The sequence below is a fragment of the Roseobacter sp. FCG-D35 genome, assembly GCF_033436665.1.
Lineage (GTDB): Bacteria > Pseudomonadota > Alphaproteobacteria > Rhodobacterales > Rhodobacteraceae > JAWQFO01.
This window is the reverse complement of the sequence record NZ_JAWQFO010000002.1, coordinates 196,102-215,907: the sequence shown is the minus strand read 5'-3', so window position 1 is coordinate 215,907 and position 19,806 is coordinate 196,102. Positions and strand designations below refer to the sequence as shown.

18 protein-coding genes are annotated in these 19,806 nt (G+C 65.9%); 13 read left to right on the top strand and 5 right to left on the bottom strand.

The window, feature by feature from the left end; all coding sequences use genetic code 11:
• Positions 1-69: 69 nt before the first annotated feature.
• Positions 70-1,146 carry an AraC-like transcriptional regulator QhpR gene (gene qhpR / locus R5H30_RS05190; RefSeq protein ID WP_318327004.1) on the top strand — a complete coding sequence of 359 codons (1,077 nt, stop codon included), beginning with the start codon at positions 70-72 and terminating at the stop codon, positions 1,144-1,146.
• 52 nt (positions 1,147-1,198) lie between these two features.
• Here the strand turns inward: qhpR and R5H30_RS05185 are convergent, their stop codons facing one another.
• Positions 1,199-2,857, bottom strand: a complete 1,659-nt coding sequence (locus tag R5H30_RS05185; RefSeq protein ID WP_318327003.1) for a BCCT family transporter — start codon at positions 2,855-2,857, stop codon at positions 1,199-1,201.
• 43 nt (positions 2,858-2,900) lie between these two features.
• Complete coding sequence (locus R5H30_RS05180; protein WP_318327002.1) at positions 2,901-3,413, bottom strand: universal stress protein; 513 nt, start codon at positions 3,411-3,413, stop codon at positions 2,901-2,903.
• 765 nt (positions 3,414-4,178) lie between these two features.
• On the opposite strand from R5H30_RS05180, the gene R5H30_RS05175 reads away from it, so the two are divergent.
• The 10 genes from R5H30_RS05175 to R5H30_RS05130 all read left to right on the top strand — a co-directional run bounded on the left by R5H30_RS05175 (position 4,179) and on the right by R5H30_RS05130 (position 13,811).
• On the top strand, positions 4,179-5,837 hold the full coding sequence (locus tag R5H30_RS05175; RefSeq protein WP_318327001.1) for an arylsulfatase: 1,659 nt from the start codon (positions 4,179-4,181) through the stop codon (positions 5,835-5,837).
• Positions 5,838-5,910: 73 nt separating this feature from the next.
• A complete protein-coding gene (locus R5H30_RS05170; RefSeq protein ID WP_318327000.1) occupies positions 5,911-6,885 on the top strand; it encodes an HAD family hydrolase in 975 nt (324 codons plus the stop codon).
• Entirely contained in the window at positions 6,882-7,871 is a 990-nt protein-coding gene (locus R5H30_RS05165) for an AAA family ATPase (RefSeq protein WP_318326998.1), read from the top strand. Before R5H30_RS05170 ends, R5H30_RS05165 begins: the two co-directional genes overlap by 4 nt.
• A gap of 4 nt (positions 7,872-7,875) precedes the next feature.
• On the top strand, positions 7,876-8,862 hold the full coding sequence (locus tag R5H30_RS05160; protein WP_318326996.1) for a DUF58 domain-containing protein: 987 nt from the start codon (positions 7,876-7,878) through the stop codon (positions 8,860-8,862).
• The gene (locus R5H30_RS05155; RefSeq protein ID WP_318326994.1) at positions 8,859-9,329 is read left to right on the top strand and encodes a DUF4381 domain-containing protein; all 471 of its coding nucleotides are present in this window, start codon (positions 8,859-8,861) and stop codon (positions 9,327-9,329) included. Before R5H30_RS05160 ends, R5H30_RS05155 begins: the two co-directional genes overlap by 4 nt.
• Entirely contained in the window at positions 9,326-10,324 is a 999-nt protein-coding gene (locus R5H30_RS05150) for a VWA domain-containing protein (RefSeq protein WP_318326992.1), read from the top strand. The genes R5H30_RS05155 and R5H30_RS05150 overlap by 4 nt, the downstream gene beginning before the upstream one ends.
• On the top strand, positions 10,321-11,829 hold the full coding sequence (locus R5H30_RS05145) for a VWA domain-containing protein (RefSeq protein ID WP_318326990.1): 1,509 nt from the start codon (positions 10,321-10,323) through the stop codon (positions 11,827-11,829). Before R5H30_RS05150 ends, R5H30_RS05145 begins: the two co-directional genes overlap by 4 nt.
• Positions 11,826-13,085: a hypothetical protein gene (locus tag R5H30_RS05140; protein WP_318326988.1), complete on the top strand. Its 1,260-nt coding sequence runs from the start codon at positions 11,826-11,828 to the stop codon at positions 13,083-13,085. The genes R5H30_RS05145 and R5H30_RS05140 overlap by 4 nt, the downstream gene beginning before the upstream one ends.
• Positions 13,086-13,132: 47 nt before the next feature.
• The gene (locus R5H30_RS05135; protein WP_318326986.1) at positions 13,133-13,540 is read left to right on the top strand and encodes a (R)-mandelonitrile lyase; all 408 of its coding nucleotides are present in this window, start codon (positions 13,133-13,135) and stop codon (positions 13,538-13,540) included.
• A gap of 79 nt (positions 13,541-13,619) precedes the next feature.
• Positions 13,620-13,811: a hypothetical protein gene (locus tag R5H30_RS05130; RefSeq protein WP_318326983.1), complete on the top strand. Its 192-nt coding sequence runs from the start codon at positions 13,620-13,622 to the stop codon at positions 13,809-13,811.
• Here R5H30_RS05130 and R5H30_RS05125 read toward each other — a convergent pair.
• The gene (locus R5H30_RS05125) at positions 13,808-14,182 is read right to left on the bottom strand and encodes a hypothetical protein (protein WP_318326982.1); all 375 of its coding nucleotides are present in this window, start codon (positions 14,180-14,182) and stop codon (positions 13,808-13,810) included. The two genes, R5H30_RS05130 and R5H30_RS05125, sit on opposite strands and share 4 nt — an antisense overlap.
• Positions 14,183-14,260: 78 nt before the next feature.
• Here R5H30_RS05125 and R5H30_RS05120 point away from each other — a divergent pair, with 78 nt between their 5' ends.
• Positions 14,261-15,022: an alpha/beta fold hydrolase gene (locus R5H30_RS05120; protein ID WP_318326981.1), complete on the top strand. Its 762-nt coding sequence runs from the start codon at positions 14,261-14,263 to the stop codon at positions 15,020-15,022.
• 96 nt (positions 15,023-15,118) lie between these two features.
• Here the strand turns inward: R5H30_RS05120 and R5H30_RS05115 are convergent, their stop codons facing one another.
• Complete coding sequence (locus R5H30_RS05115) at positions 15,119-15,280, bottom strand: hypothetical protein (RefSeq protein WP_318326980.1); 162 nt, start codon at positions 15,278-15,280, stop codon at positions 15,119-15,121.
• 376 nt (positions 15,281-15,656) lie between these two features.
• On the opposite strand from R5H30_RS05115, the gene carB reads away from it, so the two are divergent.
• Positions 15,657-18,986, top strand: coding sequence for a carbamoyl-phosphate synthase large subunit (carB, locus tag R5H30_RS05110; protein WP_318326979.1), 3,330 nt, complete (start codon positions 15,657-15,659; stop codon positions 18,984-18,986).
• Positions 18,987-19,070: 84 nt separating this feature from the next.
• Here the strand turns inward: carB and R5H30_RS05105 are convergent, their stop codons facing one another.
• Positions 19,071-19,595: a VPLPA-CTERM sorting domain-containing protein gene (locus tag R5H30_RS05105; protein ID WP_318326978.1), complete on the bottom strand. Its 525-nt coding sequence runs from the start codon at positions 19,593-19,595 to the stop codon at positions 19,071-19,073.
• Positions 19,596-19,806: the final 211 nt, after the last annotated feature.

Sequence of the window (19,806 nt, the reverse complement as noted above, 5' to 3'; positions counted from 1 at the left end):
TCAGGCAATCCGACAATTCCGGACAAACTGGACCACACGCGCCCCGTCGGGCCCGGGGACGCTTCCGTCATGGCCGAAACCGGTGCTAAGCTGGGCGACAGTTGCAGCCAGGGTCATGTCCACATGGTTCAAGCCGCCCAGATCGTCGCCTCCGCGATGCGCGATCCCTTTTCCGTGATTCGAGAACTCGGGGGGGACATGCGCGAGGTCTGCGTTGCCGGCAGGATCGCTGCACCGGACGTCGCGACCGGGGTGTCGACGCTGCCGCTGACCTCTTTCGTCACCTTCAACCAGATGGCGTCGCAACGGTTGCACGCCCCGCATTTCGGCCGCCTTGTCGGATCGCGGTTCGATTTCGCCAATATCGGCGACGTCGGTCGGGCGGCGCTGGCCGCCCCGACGCTCGGCGCGGCACTGCGTCTTGTCGAGCAGGCCTTCGCCTCGGTGCAGAGCGATACCGAACTTCGCCTCGAGCTGCAGGACGACGAGGCGACCTTGTCCTACCGGATTCTTGACCCCGACATCTGGCCGCGCGACCAGGATGCGGAACTGACCATCGGCGTGTTCCGCACGATGATCGCCCGCGTCGCCGGACCCGGTTGGCAGCCGCTGGCCATGGGGTTCGAACATGCGCCCAACGGCGCGGACCGGGTGGCACAGCTCAGCCCGCACTGCCGGATCAGCTATCTTGCGCCGAAAAATTTCATCAGCTTCCCGACATCCCTGCTGGACCGGCCGATGCCGGGATGCGCGCCGGATCGATTCCGCCGGGCTGCCTCGGACCTGACACGCCAAGCGCTGGCCTCGGAACGCTCCGCGGCGTTGCGCACCCGCGTGCGTCGCCTGATCGCGATGACACTCGGCACCGATGCGCTCGATCAGACCCACATCGCTCAGGCCCTCGGCATGTCGCGCCGTACCCTGCGGCGGCGGCTCGAAGACGAGGGCACGGGCTTTGCCGAGTTGTTGGCGGATTGCCGCGAGGGTCATGCGCGGCTTCTGCTGCGCCAGACGCCGCTACCGATCCCCGAGATCGCCGAGCGGCTCGGCTATTCGGAGGCGAGCGCCTTTGAACGCGCCTTCACGCGCCGTCTCGGCATTACACCGGCGCGGTTCCGCCGCACCTGGTCGCCGGACCTCTCCTGACTGACCGGAAGTTAAAGTGCGGAAGCCGCCAGAGCGGCTCCCGCGGTCTCGCCTATTTCATCGCCTGCCGTTCCGAGGACAGACCCTTTGCGATGGCAAAGCACATCAGCAGCAGCACGATGGTGAAGGGCAGCCCGGTCGAGATGACCATCGACTGCAATGACTGCAATCCGCCGACGCTGAGCAGCAGTACGATCGCCACGGCGCCTTCGAAGATGCACCAAAAGGCCCGCTGCGGCACCGGCGCGTCGATCTTGCCGCCGGCGGTGATCGTGTCGATCACCAGCGAGCCCGAATCCGACGACGTCACGAAGAACACCACCACAAGGATGATGCCCACCAGTGAGGTGATCCCGGCCAGCGGCATGACGTCGAGCATCTTGAAGAGCTTGAGCTCGAGCGCCGCGTCCTGCGCCTCGGTATAGCCGTCGGTGATGACCTGGTGCAGCGCCGTTCCGCCAAATACCGACATCCAGAGCACGCAGACCAGCGACGGGATCAGCAGTACGCAGATCACGAACTCGCGCACCGTGCGGCCACGGCTGACGCGGGCTATGAACATGCCCACGAAGGGCGACCAACTGATCCACCAGGCCCAGTAGAAGGCGGTCCAGCCCTGGCTGAAGTTGGTGTCCTCGCGCCCGATCGGGTTCGACAGCGCCGGCAGGTACTCGAGATAGGCCACAAGCGACCCGAAGAAGAGTTGGATCAGGTAGACGGTCGGTCCGACCAGCAGCACGAACAGAAGCAACAGGAAGGCCAGCCCCATGTTGATCTCGGACAGCACCTTCACACCACCGTCGAGGCCGCGCATGACCGAGACCAGCGCCACCGCGGTGATGGCCGAAATCAGGATGACCTCGGTCGTCGAGCCGATTGGCAGGCCGAAGAGTTCATTGAGACCCGCATTGGCCTGCGTGGCACCAAAGCCCAGCGAGGTTGCGAGGCCGAAGAGCGTGGCGAAGACCGCGAGGATGTCGATGACGTGGCCCGCCCAGCCCCAGACCGCATCTCCGAAGATCGGGTAGAAGGCCGAACGGATCGTCAGCGGCAGACCCTTGTTGTAGGTGAAAAGCGCCAGTGACAGTGCCACCACCGCATAGATCGCCCACGGATGCAGACCCCAGTGGAAGATCGTCGCCGCCATGCCCAGCCTGACCGCCGCATCCGCATCACCGGCGGCACCACCCAGCGGCGCCCAGTCGGTTCGAACGCCGTTCTCCTCGGTGACACCGGCCATCGCGGACGAGAAGTGGCTCATCGGCTCGGAGACGCCGTAGAACATCAGGCCGATGCCCATGCCGGCGGCAAAGAGCATCGCGAACCAGCCGATGTAGCTGTAGTCCGGCACCGCCTCGGTTCCGCCGAGACGCACGCTGCCCCAGGGCGTCACGATCAGCACGAGGCAGAACAGCACGAAGATGTTGGCCGCTCCGAGGAAGAACCAGTCGAATCCCTTGGTGACCGCGCCGAAGAGCCAGCCAAAAAGCGCGCCGGACTGCTCGGGGAGCGCGAGCGTGTAGAAGACGAAGGCAACGATAGTCGCGCCGGAGATCAGGAAGACGGGATTGTGGATGTCGAAGCCGAAGGGACCGACGGTGCCTTCGACGTTGTCCTGCCCGACCTCATACTCGGTCTCTATGAGCTGAACGGTGCCATCGGGGCTGGGAATTCCCTCGAGCCCCTCCATTTCAGGTGTCTGTTCGGCCATTTGGCCTCCTTTCCTGTTCTGATGGTTCGCCGGAGCGCGGACCTCAGTCCCGCACGAGCAGCACGGACGCCTTGCTGTGGGCTGCGACATGAGCGCCGTGCCCGGACCAGACATAATCGCTGACGTTGGGTAAGTGTGTCGCCATCACGACCAGATCCGCACCGATATCGGCAATCGCTTTCTCTAGCTCGCGATCCATCTGCACCGACGGGTCATGGCTCAGGATCGTGTGCGCGGAGGTGGAAACGCCGGCGGCATCGCCCTGCGCCGCGGCGAAATCCGCAAGCTTTCTCTTGAATTCCTCCGGTGTCCGGGCAACCGCGCCCGGCGTCGTGGCCGTCACGCCGACGAAACAGATTTCGGCTCCTCCGGCCCTAGCCAGTTCGAATGCGGCCTTGAGCGCCTTCGCGAGCCCGGCCTCATGCGCCAGATCCACGGGTACGGCAATCTTGCTGAACATCTTCCCTCCTGCATCCGGCCGCCCAGAGCGGCCCGTTTCCGGCTGCGCGGTGCGCCGCGCACTTTCGGGATCCCGCCGGGTCTGCCGCCCGGTCACGTTCAAAGTGTCGCATTTCTGGTCACAACTTTCAAACGCCGGTGGCCAAAAGAAATTTTGATGTCCCGCAACGCCGGCGATGCGGGACGGGGCGAGGACACCTATGGGCCGGGCCTACAGGCCGTGCCGTCGCGCCCGTTGCACCCGCTCGGCAGGCTGTGGTCGACCGTTCGGGTCGCCACGGCCTCGTATGTCGCGGTCTGGTCACGACACGACGCACTAGTGACGCAATGCAACCAGAGCGCGACGATACCACCCCGAACTCGGACCTTTGGCGGGACGGCCCGCCGCGCGCGCCTGACCCTCGCGCAACGGCGCGTGGCACCCGGCCGCCGAACGGGAACGCCTGTTGCGCGCAGTTGCGAAGGACAGGCCGCATGACCTTGCCCCCCAACGCCGCCAAGCCGTGTGTGCCGGGGTACGACGCGGAAGTCTGCGCACCCCAGCCGACCTGCTCTCGCCCCGCATCGGCCGGGCAACTTGCAGAATTCTAGCGCTAAATCTTGCCGGGCATCACCAAGGCCCCGCGACGGCGGTGCCGCAGCGACGCGGTTTTCCGGCCGTTGGCACGCTTATCCGGAACGCGAATCGAAGTGTCACGCGGGTATTACAGCCCGCCAATACCAGACACATGACCGCGCGCGAAAATTTGGGTTGAAGATGGCATGACGCGGGGTCACGATGCACTAGTATCCCTCTGTGAGGCGGCTGGAACTGATTCAACCGTCGGTACGGGGCGGATGTCCTCAAGCAGGGAGCAACTTCATGATAATCGAATTACGACACGCAAGACGGGCGGGCCTTGCCGCCCTCGTTCTTGCTTTTGCCAGTGGTACGGCGTTCGCTCAGGACACGACCACTGAAGAGACGGACGCCGGCACGGAACAGGCTGCCGAAGGCGGCAGCAGCGACAAGCCGAACATCCTGGTGATCTGGGGCGACGACATCGGCCAGTCGAACATCTCGGCCTACACGATGGGCCTGATGGGCTACGAAACACCCAATATCGACAGCATCGCAGCCGAAGGCATGATGTTCACCGATTACTACGGCGAACAGTCGTGCACCGCGGGCCGGTCCTCCTTCATCATGGGACAGTCGGTATTCCGCACCGGCCTGTCGAAGGTCGGTCTGCCCGGTGCCGAAGAGGGCATGCAGGTCGAGGATCCGACCATCGCCGGCCTGCTGAAAGCGGAAGGCTACGACACCGGCCAGTTCGGCAAGAACCACCTCGGCGACCGTGACGAGCACCTGCCGACCAACCACGGCTTCGACGAGTTCTTCGGCAACCTCTACCACCTCAACGCCGAGGAAGAACCGGAGAACGAGGACTATCCGAACGATCTCGTGCTCCCGGGCGGCGAGACCTTCCGCGAGCGCTTCGGCCCGCGCGGCGTTATCCGCTCGTCCGCGGACGGGGAAATCGAGGACACCGGTCCGCTGACGCGCCAGCGCATGGAAACGGTGGACGACGAAACCGCGGCCGCGGCCATCGACTTCATCGAGCGCAAAACCAACGAGGGCACACCCTGGTTCGTCTGGTGGAGCGGGACGCGGATGCACTTCCGCACCCACGTCGCGGATGATTTCCGCCAGCAGGCCAATGAAATCGCCGGGCGCAGCCTCAGCGAATACCAGGCCGGCATGATCCAGCACGACATGCACATCGGCATGTTCCTCGACAAGCTCGAAGAGCTTGGCATCGAGGACAACACCATTGTGTTTTACTCGACCGACAACGGCCCGCACATGAACACCTGGCCGGACGCGGCGATGACGCCGTTTTGGAGTGAGAAGAACACCAACTGGGAAGGTGCATGGCGCGTCCCGGCGATGGTGCGCTGGCCCGGCAAGATTCCGGAGGACACGATCAGCAACGAGATCGTGCACCATATGGACTGGCTGCCGACCTTCCTCGCTGCCGCGGGCAACACGACCATCAAGGAAGACCTGCTTGACGGCATCACGGTGGCCGAAGTCGGCGAAGGCCGTGACTACCGCGTACATCTCGATGGCTACAACATCCTTCCGATGCTGACCGGCGAGACCGACGAAAGCCCCCGCAAGGAGATTTTCTACTTCTCGGATGACGGCGATCTGATGGCGCTGCGTTACGCCGACTGGAAGATCACCTTCCTGGAGCAGAAGGAATGGGCGACCCTGCGCGCGTGGATCGAACCGCTCACGCCGCTGCGAACGCCGTTGATCTTCAACCTGCGCCGCGACCCCTACGAGCGCGCATATCGCACGTCGAACACCTACTATGACTGGATGCTCGACCGCGCGTTCATGCTAGTTCCGGCGCAGCAGTACGTCGCGCAGTTTTTGGAGACATTCCAGGAGTACCCGCCGCGTCAGGAGGCAGCGTCTTTCAGCCTCGACAAGGTAATGGAGAAGCTCTCGGAGCCGACGACGACGCAGTAATGATCGCCACGAAATCGGGCCGCCCCGGACTGTCCGGGGCGGTCTTTCGACGAATTTTCCTTTGGAGACGATCATGCGCGCCCTGTTCGCCACGCCATTTCTTGCCTTGCTCGCGTTCCCGAGCCTTGCCGACCCGCTGCCGTCCTGGAACGCGGGCGACAGCAAGGTTGCGATCATCTCCTTTGTCGAGGCCGTGACCGATCCGGCGTCCGAAGACTTCGTACCCGTGCACGACCGCATCGCAGTCTTCGACAACGACGGCAACCTCTGGGCCGAACAGCCCGCGTATTTTCAGCTTCTCTACGCCATCGACGTCCTGAAACAGAAGGCGGCCGACGATCCTTCGATCCTCGGGTCGGACGTGCTCAAGGCCGCTGCCGAGGGCGACATGGAAGGCATGATGGCGGGCGGGGTGGAAGGTCTGGTCGAGGTCATCAATGTCTCGCACGGCGGTATCACGCCCGAGGACTTCAAGGCCTCGGCATACGACTGGCTGACCACAACGCCGCATCCCACGACCGGGATGGTCTTTTCCGACATGACATATCAGCCAATGGTCGAACTGCTGCGCTACCTGCGCGACGAGGATTTCACCACCTACATCGTCTCGGGCGGCGGGATCGACTTCATCCGCGCCATCTCCGAGGAGGCCTACGGAATACCCCCGTGGCAGGTGGTCGGCACCGAAGGCAACACCTCCTATTCCGCAGACAGCGGGACGCCGACGGTCATGAAAGACGGCGGCGTGTCCTTCGTCGACGACAAGGAAGGCAAGCCCGTCGGCATCATGCGCCACATCGGCCAGCGCCCGATCTTCGCCAGCGGAAACTCGGACGGCGACTTCGCCATGCTGGAATGGACCACGGCCGGCGACGGGCCGCGCTTTGGCCTGATCGTGCATCACACCGACGGCGAACGCGAATTCGCCTACGACCGCGAGGGTCATATCGGGGTGCTGAACCGCGGCCTCGACGAGGCCGGCGAACGTGGCTGGACGCTTGTCGACATGGCGCAGGACTGGAGCCGGATATGGATGGGCAACCAGTGAGTTCACGCGACCAGATCGACGCCCTGCGCGTGCGCATGGGCGAGGCGATCATCGGCCAGCGCGACGTGATCGACCGGTTGCTGATCGGGCTTCTCGCCAACGGCAACCTGCTGGTCGAAGGTCTGCCCGGCCTTGCCAAGACCCGGGCGATCAAGGCGCTGGCAAAGAACATGGAGGCCGATTTCAGCCGCATCCAGTTCACGCCCGACCTGCTGCCCTCGGACGTGACCGGAACGGAGGTCTACTACCAGTCCGGCGACCAGTCCGAGTTCCGGTTCGAGCCGGGTCCGATCTTCGCCAATATCGTGCTCGCCGACGAGATCAACCGGGCGCCCGCCAAGGTGCAGGCGGCACTTCTCGAGGCGATGGAGGAACGGCAGGTCACGGTGGCGGGCAAGACCCACCGGATGGAGCCGCTGTTCATGGTCATGGCGACCCAGAACCCGATCGAGCAGGAAGGCACCTACCCGCTGCCCGAGGCGCAGATGGACCGGTTCCTGATGCACGTGATGATCACCTACCCGCCGGTCGAGGACGAGGTCGAGGTCATCAAGCTCGTACGGGGCGAGGAGATCGCCGCGATGGAAGAACGCGAAGGCGCGCCCGCGAAGGAGAAACCCGCCCCGATCCCGCAATCGGCCGTCTTCGACGCTCGGCGTGAGATCGGGGCGATCCATGTTTCCGAGGCGATGGAACGCTACATGGCCGATCTGGTCAACGCGACCCGCATTCCCGCCGAGTTCGGCGACGACCTGAAGCGCTGGATCGAAGTCGGGGCAAGCCCGCGCGCATCGTTGGGGCTCGACAAATGCTCGCGCACCCACGCCTGGATGGCGGGCCGCGACTATGTCGACCCCGAAGATGTGCGCGCGATCGCGCCCGACGTGCTGCGGCACCGGCTTGGCCTCACGTTCGAGGCGCAGGGCGAAGGCGTCACGCCGGACAAGGTCGTCGAGGAGCTGCTCAAGCAGGTCGCCCTGCCGTGACCCGATGAGGGACGAGGCCGCCCGCATACGCACCGGCACCATGCCGCAGGTCTCCGCCCCGGAGGACAGCGATCCACGCATCCGTCTGACCCTGCCGCACCTTCGCGCGCTCGAGGCGCAGGCCCGGCGGATCAGCTTCCTGCCGCGCCAGCCTGCGCGCAGCATCCTCAATGGTCGCCACGCGTCACGCCTGCGCGGGCGCGGGCTGAACTTCGAGGAGTTGCGCGACTACCTGCCCAATGACGACATCCGCACGATCGACTGGAAGGTTACGGCGCGCACCGGCACGCCGCATGTCCGCGTCTACACCGAAGAGCGCGACCGCCCGACCCTGATCGTCGTCGACCAGCGCATGTCGATGTTCTTCGGCTCGGTGCTGAACATGAAGGCGGTGACGGCCGGCGAATGTGCCGCCCTTGCCGCGCACCGCATTCTCGACCAGGGCGACCGGGTCGGCGGCATCGTCTTCGGTGACGAGACCATCGCCGAGATCCGTCCGGCCCGAAGCCGCCGCGCGCTTACCACGTTTCTCACCGCCCTTGCCGAGGCCAACGCGCTGCTCGCCGCGGATGCCCCGCCTGCCACGCCCATGCCGATGAACCGGGTGCTTGAGTCGGTTGCCCGGATTGCGCCGCGCAATCATCTCGTGCTGATCTTCAGCGATTTCGACGAGGTCGACGCGACCACGCATCGCCTCGTGGCGGGGCTCGCGCGGCGCAACGACCTGGTGATCGGGCTGGTTTCGGATCCGTTTGCGGACGACCTGCCGCCGGACGCGCGCTTCGTGGTCTCCGACGGTGCCCTGCAGGCGGAGATCGACACCGGCGACCGGGCGACGCACCGCAGTCTTGCCGACATGGCCCAGGGCCGGCTTGCCGCGATCCTCGACTGGCAGAGGTCGCTTGGCGTTCCGGTGCTGCCTCTGACCACCGCCGAGGACAGCGTAACCCAGATGCGCCGCCTGATGGGTCTTGCCGGGGCGCGGCGATGAACCAGGACGGGCCAGTCTCCCTTGTCGACCTGATCGACCAGATCGTGCCGCCGGACGAACCGGCACCGGTGTCGATGATGCCGCAGACCTGGGGCTGGGTGGCGCTGGCGCTGCTGCTGCTGGCGCTGGTCGGCTACGGTCTTTACCGGCTCGCGGCGCACCGGCGCGCCAACGCCTACCGGCGCGCCGCGCTGCGCGCGCTCGAGGCTGCCGGCGATGATGCCGAAGCCGTAGCCGCGATCCTGCGCCGCACGGCCCTGTCGGCCTTCCCGCGCCATGACGTGGCCGGGCTGTCCGGCGCGGACTGGCTTGCCTTTCTGGACCGCACACTGCCCTCGGGCGATTTCAGCACCGGTCCCGGGCGCGCGGTGACCAGCGCCCCCTACAGCGGCGCCCCTGCCCCGGACGGGCTCGGCGCCGCGGTGGCGGACTGGATTCGGCACCACAGGCGAGCGCGCGCGACATGATCTCGCTGGCCTTCCCCTGGGCCTTGCTGGCCCTGCCGCTGCCGCTGGTCTGGCGGCTGATCGCGCCGCACCGCGAGCGCGTGCCGGCCCTGCGCTTTCCCTTCTTCCGGCGCATCGTCGATGCCGCGGGAACCGAGGCCGGGCCGGGGTCGGTGGTGCTGACGAAATCGCGCCTTCAGATCATCGCCGGCGTGGTGATCTGGGCGCTGATCGTGCTGGCGATGGCCCGGCCGGAACGGGTCGGCGATCCGGTGACCGTCGAGAAGGCCGCGCGCGATCTGGTGCTGGCCATCGACATCTCGGGCTCGATGGACGCCCGCGACTTTGCCGGCAGCGACGGCGACAACACTCAACGTCTGGCCGGGGTCCGTTCGGTCGTCGATGGCTTCGTCGCCGACCGCGAGGGCGACCGCATGGCGCTGATCGTCTTCGGCACGAAGGCCTACGTTCAGGCACCCTTGACCGAGGACCTGCGGACCATCACCGATCTGCTGGCGCAGACCGAGGTCGGCATGGCCGGACCCCATACCGCGCTCGGCGATGCCATCGGGCTTGCGATCCGGACCTTCGAGGCCAGCGACGTCGACCAGCGTCTGCTGATCCTGCTGTCGGACGGCACCGACACGGCGAGCCGGATGAGCCCGGTGAATGCTGCCGAAATCGCGAACGATCGCGACATCGAGATCTACACCATCGCCGTCGGCGACCCGGACGCCTCGGGCGAGGAAAAGGTCGATATCCCGACGCTTCAGGACATCGCCGCCCGGACCGGTGGAGAATTCTATTTCGCCGAGGACCAGGAAGGGCTGACGGAGGTCTACGACCGCATCGACGACCTCGCCCCGCGCACAACGGATACGCTCTCCTACCGTCCGCGCCAGGCGCTGGCCTGGATCCCGCTGGGCCTTGCCGCGCTGCTGGGCACGCTGACGGTCGCGGCACGCGGCCTCGGCGGACGGCGCGGCAGGCGTGGACGCGCGAGGGTCGCCGCATGAATTTGGCCGTCGCTCTCGAGGCATTCCACTTCCTGCGTCCTCTGGCCCTGCTGCTGCTGCCGATGATCGCCTTGCTGTGGTGGCTCGCACGGCGCCGGGTCGCGGCCGGCCCGCTGGTGGTCGAGGGGCTCGCCCCGCATCTGCGCGACGCGCTCAGCGTCGGCGGACGCGAAAGCCGCCGCATCCTGCCCATCGACCTCGTCGCACTCGGCCTGGTGCTGGCGGTCCTGGGGGCCGCCGGTCCGACGTGGTCGCGCGTACCGGACCCCTTCGTGGCGCAGACCGCGCCCGTGGTCATCGCGCTGAAGGTCGCGCCGTCTATGGAAACGGACGATGTCGCGCCCTCCCGTCTCGAGCGTGCCAAGCAGAAGATCCGCGACCTGGTCGAATTGCGCGCCGGCGCACGCACGGCCCTTGTCGCCTATGGCGGCACGGCGCATTCCGTCGTTCCGATGACCGAGGACGCCAATGTCCTGCATCCCTATCTGCAAGGTCTTTTGCCGGAGGTGATGCCGGACGAGGGGGACAACGCCGAGGATGCGCTCGCCATGGCGCGCGACATCCTCGCGGGCGAGCAGACCCCCGGCGGCATCCTGCTGGTGACCGACACGCCTGCGCCACCCCAACCCGCACCGGACGACGGCGACGGAACCGCAGCGGACAGCCTCGCGGTCCTCGCCGTGCTGCCCGAGGGCTCGGGTGGCGATGCGGGCGACGTCCCGGTCGTTCGGGTGACGCCCGACGATGCCGACATTCGCGCGCTCGACCGCAGTCTCAATGCCGCCTACCAGCGCGCGCTGACGGAGGACGGCACGCAGCCCTGGGACGATCGCGGCTGGGTGCTGGCCTGGCCTGCAGCCTTCGTGGCGCTGTTCTGGTTCCGGCGCGGCTGGACGATGCGCTGGGTGATCCTGCTGACGCTCGCGGGCGGCATGACACCCGCCAATCCCGCGCGCGCCGACGGCATCGCCGACTGGTTCCTGACCCCGGACCAGCAGGGCCGCCTTGCCTACCAGCGCAAGGAATTCGACGTTGCCGCCGAGCGCTTCACCGATCCGATGTGGAAGGCCTTCGCCATGTTCAGGGATGGCCAGTACGAAGCCGCGGCAGAGGCGTTCCACCGGATCGAGACCCCCGAGGCGTCCTTTGCCGAGGGTCTCGCGCATATCCGCAGCCGCGCCTATCGCGACGGCATTGCGGCCTACGAGACGACGCTCGAACGCGACCCCGACTTTCCCGGCGCGGCCGAGAACCTCGAAACGGCCAAGCGCATCCTCGACTACGTCGAGACCACGCGCGAGCAGTCGGACACCGGCGAGAACACCGGCGAAGGCGCCGACGACATCGTGTTCGACAACGAGGAGGCGCGCGGCGCGGATACCCAGATCGAGGCCAGCGAGGATGGCGAAGGCCTGCTGACGGCCGATCAGTGGATGAACACGGTGGACACGCAGACCGGCGACTTCCTGCGCCAGCGTTTCGCGATCGAGGCGGCGCGGCGATGATGCGCTGGTTCGCGATCCTGCTTCTGATGGTGCCGGTCTCACTGGCCGCGCAGGATGCATCCGCGCCGGTGGTCCGCATCGATATGGAGGAGACCGAGGCGATCCCCGGCCAGTACCTGACGATGCGGGTCACGGTGCTGGTGCCCACCTTCATGCCGAAACCGGTCGAATTCCCGAGCTTCGAGATGCCGAACCTGCGCGTCCTGCTGCCGGAAAACTCCACGAACCCCACCAGCCAGAACGTCGACGGCGAGACCTGGTCAGGCGTCAGCCGGCGCTACCGACTGTCGCCGATGGTGCCGGGTCGCTTTGATATTCCGTCCCGGTCAGTGCGCGTGACCTATGCCGATCCAGAGACCGGCGCCGCAACGGATCCGCTGGTGGTCACGGTCGAGACCGACCCGGTGTCGATCGCAGGCGTGCTGCCGCAGGGCGCAGAGGGGCTCGATCCCTTCATCGCCGCAACCGGGCTTTCACTGGAACAGGAGCTTTCGGGTCCGACCACGGACCTCGATCTCGGTGCCGGTGTGACCCGGACGGTCACGGCGACGATCGAGGGCGCCTCGCCGATCGTCCTGCCGCCGCTCCTGAGCGACGTGCAGATAACCGGAGTGGACATCTACCCGGACGAGCCGAGGATCACCGAGGCCGAGAACCGCGGCGAATTGTCCGGCACGCGGGTAGAAAGCGAGACGCTCATGGCCGCGGGCGGCGGTGCGGGCACGGTGCCGGCGCTGACGCTCGACTGGTACAACCTCGACACCGGCGAGATCGAAACCGCGAGCGTCGAGGGTTTCGACGTCTCAGTGAGCGGGCCGCCGCGCGACCAGCCCACCCTCGCCGACCGGCTCGATCCGCGCCTGATCGCCGCCGGCGTCGCCGTGCTTGTCGCGCTGGCTTTGCTGCTGCGCTTTGCCTGGCCGCGGCTGGTTGCGGCGCGGCACGCGCGTCAGGCGGCCCGTCTGGCCGGCAAGGCCCATGCGGAACGTGAGGCCATGCGGGCGATTCGGGCGCGCGATCTCGACGGCGCACGGCGCTGGATCGACGAATGGGCCCGGCGCGCGCCAGTCACGGAAGCGCCGCGTCTGCAGGCGATATCCGAGGCGATGACGCGCATCGGGGCGCACCGCTTCGGACCGCACCCCGACCAGGTGCCAGATGCCGATTGGACTGCGCTCAAAGTGGCGCTTCAACAAAGGGGCCGCGGGCGGGTCGAACCGGGCAACGTCACGCTGGCACCGCTCAACCCGAGCTGACAGGCCGCGGAGTTGCCCGCCACCGAACCAACAGAAAGGCAAAAACGATGGACATCATGCGGGCCGGGAGTCGGCCATCCGAGACAGGTCCAAAGGAGTACTTCACCGGTCGGGTGCGGATCGATCCGGTTGTGTCTGCCGCCGAGCCTGCGCGGGTGCGCGCGGCCGCGGTCACCTTCGAGCCGGGCGCGCGCACAGCCTGGCACACGCATCCGCTGGGCCAGACGCTGTTCGTTCTCTCCGGCGCGGGCCGTGCGCAAACGGAAGGCGAAGCCGTCCGCGCCTTGCGTCCCGGCGACACCGTCTGGATCCCGCCGGGAGAAAAACACTGGCACGGCGCGGCCCCGGACTGTGCGATGACGCACCTCGCGATCCAGGAGGTCGAGAACGGCAGCCCGGTCAGTTGGTTGGAGCAGGTGTCAGACGACGATTACCTCGGAACCCCGCAGGATTGATTTCCTGCAATTTCCGCGACGGATTTCTTCAATCGGTACGTGGAACCATCGACGTCACGCAAAAACGCCGGAGATCCACATGCGCCTGCCCCTCAGAAACTCCATTCCCGTGACCAGCCTTGCCATCGCTCTCGGCCTTGTCGCCAGCGTCGCAACCAGCGACCCGAGTGCTGTGCCTTGCCCGTTCGGCAAGGTTGGCGTTCATTCGGACAAGCATGAGATGGCCGGGATGCCGGCATCCGCGACCCTGCCGGTCGCGAAAGACGCCTAGACGTAGCCGCGCCACCACAGCCAGAGCACGAAAGCGCCGGCGATGAGGATCAGGTCGAAGACGATGACGCTGAGCCAGCCAAGGATGCGGTCCTTGCGCACCTCGCCGACGTCGATGCCCTTTAGATACCCGCGCAGATCGCGGAACGCCGCATCGAGCGCCGGACCGTTCAGCCGCCGTGCCAGCTTGGGGTTGGCGCCCATGCGCGCGGCCGAGGCGACCATGTCCGCCTGTCCCCGCAGCCGCCGCGGCAATCGCCAGCGCGCGCGCCGCAGCGCCACGGCAAGATCGCGCCCGCCCACGCCGAGCCGTTCCTTCAGCAGCAGTTTCAGCGCCTCCGCGCGGCGCGTTATCTCGGTATCCCCCGTCATCCGCGGCAGAATAGTCCCGACCTGTGCGGCTGCGCAATGGCTCTGGTCTCCCGTGGCCAAAACCGATAGCCACTACCAATGCTCGCCCACACCGAATTCGGCTCCGCAGAGGCGCCGCGTCTTCTGATCGTGCACGGCCTCTTCGGGTCGGGCCGCAACTGGGGTGTGATCGCCAAGCGCCTGTCGGACAGCTACCGTGTCGTCACCTGCGACCTGCGCAACCACGGCAGCAGCCCGCGCACCGAGACCCACGCTTACGCCGATCTTGCAGCGGATCTTGCGGAGCTGATCGAACATCTCGGTGCGCCGATGCATGTCTGCGGGCATTCGATGGGCGGGAAAGCCGCCATGATGTTGGCGCTGGAACGGCCGGATCTTCTCGACCGGCTCATCGTGGCAGACATCGCACCCGTGGCCTACGGTCACAGCCAGATGCAGTTCATCGACGCGATGCGCGGTGTCGATCTCGAAACCGTGAGCCGCCGGTCGGATGCCGAAGCGCAGCTTGGCGCGCTTGGTGTCGAACCGGCGCTGCAGAGCTTTTTCACCCAGTCGCTGGATGTCGCCGGCAAGCGGTGGCGGCTCAACCTCGACACGCTGGCCGCCGAGATGGACAAGATCCTGTCCTTTCCCGAGGTCGACAAGCGCTTCGACGGACCAGCGCTTTTCCTGTCCGGAGCAGGGTCGGATTACGTGCGTACCGAGCACCGCGAACCGATCAAGGCGCTTTTTCCGGAGGCGCGGTTCGCGAAAATCCCGCAGGCGGGCCATTGGCTGCATGCCGACAAGCCGCGCGAATTCGAGGCGGCGCTGCGGGCCTTCCTGTCGATGGACCTCTGACAGGCGCGCGGTCCCACCTCTGGAAAGAAAAACGGGCAGCGCCTTGCGACCTGCCCGTTTCAGTCTTTGTGTCTGTCCGCCCCGCAGGGCCTGCCGTCAGTATCCATAAACGGCGCGGTGCGCGTTGGCGCGTGCGTCTTCGCGGTAAAGGCCGAGGTCCAGCGCGGTGTCGAGCGGCATGGTGCTGAGTTCGCGGACGGTGCGGTTGTAGACGGCCCGCTTGTGCGCGGCGGTGCGGAGTTTTTCGATCAGTGCCATTGCGTAGATCCTTTGTGTCCGGTTCGGGAAACACCTCGTCTCCCGTGCCCTCAAACTGGTATCGCGCGCGGGTTTGCACAACGCACAGGTTTCGAATGCTGCCATGCAGCATCTGCAAGGGATGCGCATCCGTCATGACTGCCGTGACGACGGCACAAGGCTGTCCTTTTGGTGGGCCGCCGTATGCCAAGACACGGTGTTCGTTCCCGGTTCTATTGCAGGAAATCACCGACCCGATGGCAGCTCTTCGCCAGCCCGCCGCATGTCCGGGGCGCGGCACACCCCAATTGGCCCAGGATCGCGGCGGATCGCCCCTTGCGCGCAGGCGGCGCATGCCTATAACGCAGACAATTTGCTTGCACGAGGGGCCCGGGACATGCCGAAAAGAACCGATATCAAATCCATCATGATCATCGGCGCCGGCCCCATCATCATCGGCCAGGCGTGCGAATTCGACTACTCCGGCGCGCAGGCGTGCAAGGCACTCAAGGAAGAGGGTTACCGGGTTATCCTGGTGAACTCGAACCCGGCGACGATCATGACTGATCCCGGGCTCGCCGACGCCACTTACATCGAGCCGATCACGCCCGAGATGGTCGCCAAGATCATCGAGAAGGAGCGCCCGGATGCGCTGCTGCCGACGATGGGCGGCCAGACCGGGTTGAACACGGCACTCGCGCTCGAGGAGATGGGCGTGCTCGACCGCTTCGGGGTCGAGATGATCGGCGCCAAGCGCGCCGCCATCGAGATGGCCGAGGACCGCAAGCTCTTCCGCGAAGCGATGGACCGGCTCGGGATCGAGAATCCCCGCGCCACCATCGTCACCGCGCCGAAACTCAACGGCAAGAAGGACCTCGCGGGCGGCGTGCGGCTGGCGCTCGCGGCGCTCGAGGACGTGGGCCTTCCTGCGATCATCCGCCCCGCCTTCACCATGGGCGGCACCGGCGGCGGCGTGGCCTACAACCGCGACGACTACGAACGCATCTGCCGCTCGGGCATGGACGCCTCGCCCACCGGCCAGATCCTCGTCGACGAAAGCCTGCTGGGCTGGAAGGAATTCGAGATGGAGGTGGTGCGCGACACCGCCGACAACGCCATCATCGTCTGCTCCATCGAGAACGTCGACCCGATGGGCGTGCATACCGGAGACTCGATCACCGTCGCCCCGGCGCTGACGCTGACCGACAAGGAATATCAGATCATGCGCAATCACTCGATTGCCGTGCTGCGCGAGATCGGTGTCGAGACCGGCGGGTCGAACGTGCAATGGGCGATCAACCCCGACGATGGGCGCATGGTCGTGATCGAAATGAACCCGCGCGTTTCGCGCTCCTCCGCGCTGGCCTCGAAGGCCACCGGCTTTCCGATCGCCAAGATCGCGGCGAAGCTCGCCGTGGGCTACACGCTCGACGAGCTCGACAACGACATCACCAAGGTCACGCCGGCCTCGTTCGAGCCGACCATCGACTATGTCGTGACGAAGATCCCGAAGTTCGCCTTCGAGAAGTTCCCCGGCGCCGAGCCGACGCTGACCACGGCGATGAAGTCGGTGGGCGAGGCGATGTCGATCGGCCGCACGATCCACGAATCGATGCAGAAGGCGCTGGCCTCGATGGAATCCGGCTTGACCGGCTTCGACGAGGTGGAGATTCCCGGTGCCCCGGAAAAGGCGGCGGTGGTCAAGGCGATCAGCCAGCAGACCCCCGACCGGCTGCGCACCATCGCCCAGGCGATGCGCCACGGGCTTTCGGACGACGAGATCCACGGCGTCACCATGTACGATCCTTGGTTCCTCGCCCGCATCCGCGAAATCGTGGACACCGAGGCCGAGGTGGCCGAGTCCGGCCTGCCGACGTCCGAGGCCGCGCTGCGGCATCTGAAGATGATGGGCTTCACCGATGCGCGGCTTGCCATCCTGACCGGCCAGTCGGAGGCCGCGGTGCGCAAGGCCCGGATCGACGCGGGCGTGACGGCGGTCTTCAAGCGTATCGACACCTGCGCGGCCGAGTTCGAGGCGCAGACGCCCTACATGTACTCGACCTACGAAGCTCCGGTCTGGGGCGAGGTGGAATGCGAGGCGCGCCCCTCGGACCGCAAGAAGGTGGTCATCCTCGGCGGCGGTCCGAACCGGATCGGCCAGGGGATCGAGTTCGACTACTGCTGCTGTCACGCCTGCTATGCACTGACCGACGCGGGCTTCGAGACCATCATGGTCAACTGCAACCCCGAGACGGTCTCGACCGACTACGACACCTCGGACCGGCTTTATTTCGAGCCGCTGACTTTCGAACATGTGATGGAAGTCCTGCGCGTCGAGCAGGAGGCGGGCACGCTGCACGGCGTGATCGTCCAGTTCGGCGGCCAGACCCCCCTGAAACTTGCCAATGCGCTGCATGATGCGGGTATCCCGATCCTCGGGACGACCCCTGACATGATCGACCTCGCCGAGGACCGCGAACGATTCCAGGACCTTGTGAACCGTCTCGAACTGAAACAACCGAGGAACGGCATCGCGCATTCCGACGCCGAGGCGCTGGAAATCGCCGAGGGCATCGGCTTTCCGCTGGTGATCCGCCCCTCCTACGTGCTTGGCGGGCGGGCGATGGAGATCGTGCGCGACATGGCCGGGCTCGAGCGCTACATCCGCGACGCGGTGGTTGTCTCGGGCGACAGCCCAGTTCTGCTCGACAGCTACCTCTCGGGAGCCGTGGAACTCGATGTCGACGCGCTCTGCGACGGCGAGAACGTGCATGTCGCCGGCATCATGCAGCATATCGAGGAAGCCGGCGTGCATTCCGGCGACAGCGCCTGTTCGCTGCCGCCCTACTCTCTGTCGGCCTCGCTGATCGACGAGATCAAGGAGCAGACGCGCAAGCTGGCACTTGGGCTCAACGTCGTCGGGCTGATGAACGTCCAGTTCGCCATCAAGAACGGCGAAATCTACCTCATCGAGGTCAATCCGCGCGCCTCGCGCACCGTGCCCTTCGTCGCCAAGGCCACCGACTCGGCCATCGCCTCGATCGCTGCGCGCATCATGGCGGGCGAGCCGCTGTCCAATTTCGCGATGCGCGCGCCCTATGACGCCAATGCCGCCTACGAGGATGTCCTGCCGCTGGGCGACCCGATGACGCTGGCCGATCCCGACATGCCCTGGTTCTCGGTCAAGGAGGCGGTGCTGCCCTTCAACCGCTTTCCCGGCGTCGACACCATCCTCGGCCCCGAAATGCGCTCGACCGGCGAAGTCATGGGCTGGGACCGCGACTTCCCGCGCGCCTTCCTCAAGGCGCAGATGGGCGCCGGCATGAAGCTGCCTACCGAAGGCTGCGCCTTCCTGTCGATCAAGGACGACGACAAGACCGATGACATGCTGAGCGCTGCACGCATTCTGCTCGACCTCGGGTTTTCCATCGTCGCCACACGCGGCACCGCGGCCTGGCTGCAGGCGCACGATCTGGCCTGCGACGTAGTCAACAAGGTCTACGAAGGTCGCCCGGACGTGACCGACATGCTCAAGAACGGCGAGATCCACCTGGTGATGAATTCGACCGAGGGGGCGCAGGCCGTCGAGGATTCCAAGTCGATCCGTTCCATCGCGCTCTACGAAAAGATTCCGTATTTCACGACCGCGGCCGGCAGCTTTGCGGCGGCGCTCGCGATCCGCGCCCAGGCTGACGGCGAGGTGGGCGTCAAGGCGCTCCAGGGCTGACGAAAACGCCCGGCCGAGGCCGGGCGTTCTTGTTTGCCGAGGGAAATCGGCATGACCCGCCCCGTGCCGGGCGGGAATTTTCGATCAGCCGCGGGCGCGCCGGCGCAAAAGGATCAGGCTCCCGAGGCCTGCAATCAGCAGCGCCCCACCGGCGGGCAACGGAATCACCGACGGCGGTGTTCCCGGCTCGGTGGCGATGTTGAAAACCCATATGCCGGGCGCGGAGATGTCGCCGATGTTGACCGTCAGGAAATCGGAGCCGAAGCCGGTGCCGACCGGCGAACTGCCGTTCAGCAGTGTAAAGCCGGAGATGACCGAACCGTCGGAATAGTCGAGGCCGGTAAAGCTCCATGTCGTGGCGCCGATCGGCACGAACTCGGCCATGACGAGCGTCAGCAGGTCGTCGGAGATATCCGCGAGAAAGAGACCGGAATTGATATCGACGCTGAAGATTTCCGGGCCGCTGCCGACGGTCGGCATGGCATTGATCAGCGCAGTCGGTGCGCCGTCTTCCTGCAGATTGAAACTGAAGCTGTCGCCGACGAGGGAGGCCTGTGCGGTCTGCGCGGCAAATGCCAGCGCCGCACCGAGAAGAAGTTTCTTGAACATAGTTCAACCTTTCCTGGTTAACCTTAACTTACAGGCGTTGTGGTCCACGGTAGGTCAACTAGTGAGGCCGAATTGTGTCAACTTATAGGCGAATTCTACTTATTGGCGAAATTTTGCCGTGTTGAACCGGGCAATGCCGCTTTTCTCGGCAAACGGGTAGTACGGGACAGGCCGGATCATCTTTGCTAGGCTATCACCCACATACCGACGG

Bases quoted from the DNA above. Each gene is read 5' to 3' on its own strand.
- qhpR (WP_318327004.1), top strand. From the start codon at position 70: ATGGCCGAAACCGGTGCTAAGCTGGGCGACAGTTGCAGCCAGGGTCAT.
- R5H30_RS05185 (WP_318327003.1), bottom strand. From the start codon at position 2,857: ATGGCCGAACAGACACCTGAAATGGAGGGGCTCGAGGGAATTCCCAGC.
- R5H30_RS05175 (WP_318327001.1), top strand. From the start codon at position 4,179: ATGATAATCGAATTACGACACGCAAGACGGGCGGGCCTTGCCGCCCTC.
- R5H30_RS05170 (WP_318327000.1), top strand. From the start codon at position 5,911: ATGCGCGCCCTGTTCGCCACGCCATTTCTTGCCTTGCTCGCGTTCCCG.
- R5H30_RS05160 (WP_318326996.1), top strand. From the start codon at position 7,876: ATGAGGGACGAGGCCGCCCGCATACGCACCGGCACCATGCCGCAGGTC.
- R5H30_RS05155 (WP_318326994.1), top strand. From the start codon at position 8,859: ATGAACCAGGACGGGCCAGTCTCCCTTGTCGACCTGATCGACCAGATC.
- R5H30_RS05150 (WP_318326992.1), top strand. From the start codon at position 9,326: ATGATCTCGCTGGCCTTCCCCTGGGCCTTGCTGGCCCTGCCGCTGCCG.
- R5H30_RS05145 (WP_318326990.1), top strand. From the start codon at position 10,321: ATGAATTTGGCCGTCGCTCTCGAGGCATTCCACTTCCTGCGTCCTCTG.
- R5H30_RS05140 (WP_318326988.1), top strand. From the start codon at position 11,826: ATGATGCGCTGGTTCGCGATCCTGCTTCTGATGGTGCCGGTCTCACTG.
- R5H30_RS05135 (WP_318326986.1), top strand. From the start codon at position 13,133: ATGGACATCATGCGGGCCGGGAGTCGGCCATCCGAGACAGGTCCAAAG.
- R5H30_RS05130 (WP_318326983.1), top strand. From the start codon at position 13,620: ATGCGCCTGCCCCTCAGAAACTCCATTCCCGTGACCAGCCTTGCCATC.
- R5H30_RS05125 (WP_318326982.1), bottom strand. From the start codon at position 14,182: ATGACGGGGGATACCGAGATAACGCGCCGCGCGGAGGCGCTGAAACTG.
- R5H30_RS05120 (WP_318326981.1), top strand. From the start codon at position 14,261: ATGCTCGCCCACACCGAATTCGGCTCCGCAGAGGCGCCGCGTCTTCTG.
- R5H30_RS05115 (WP_318326980.1), bottom strand. From the start codon at position 15,280: ATGGCACTGATCGAAAAACTCCGCACCGCCGCGCACAAGCGGGCCGTC.
- carB (WP_318326979.1), top strand. From the start codon at position 15,657: ATGCCGAAAAGAACCGATATCAAATCCATCATGATCATCGGCGCCGGC.
- R5H30_RS05105 (WP_318326978.1), bottom strand. From the start codon at position 19,595: ATGTTCAAGAAACTTCTTCTCGGTGCGGCGCTGGCATTTGCCGCGCAG.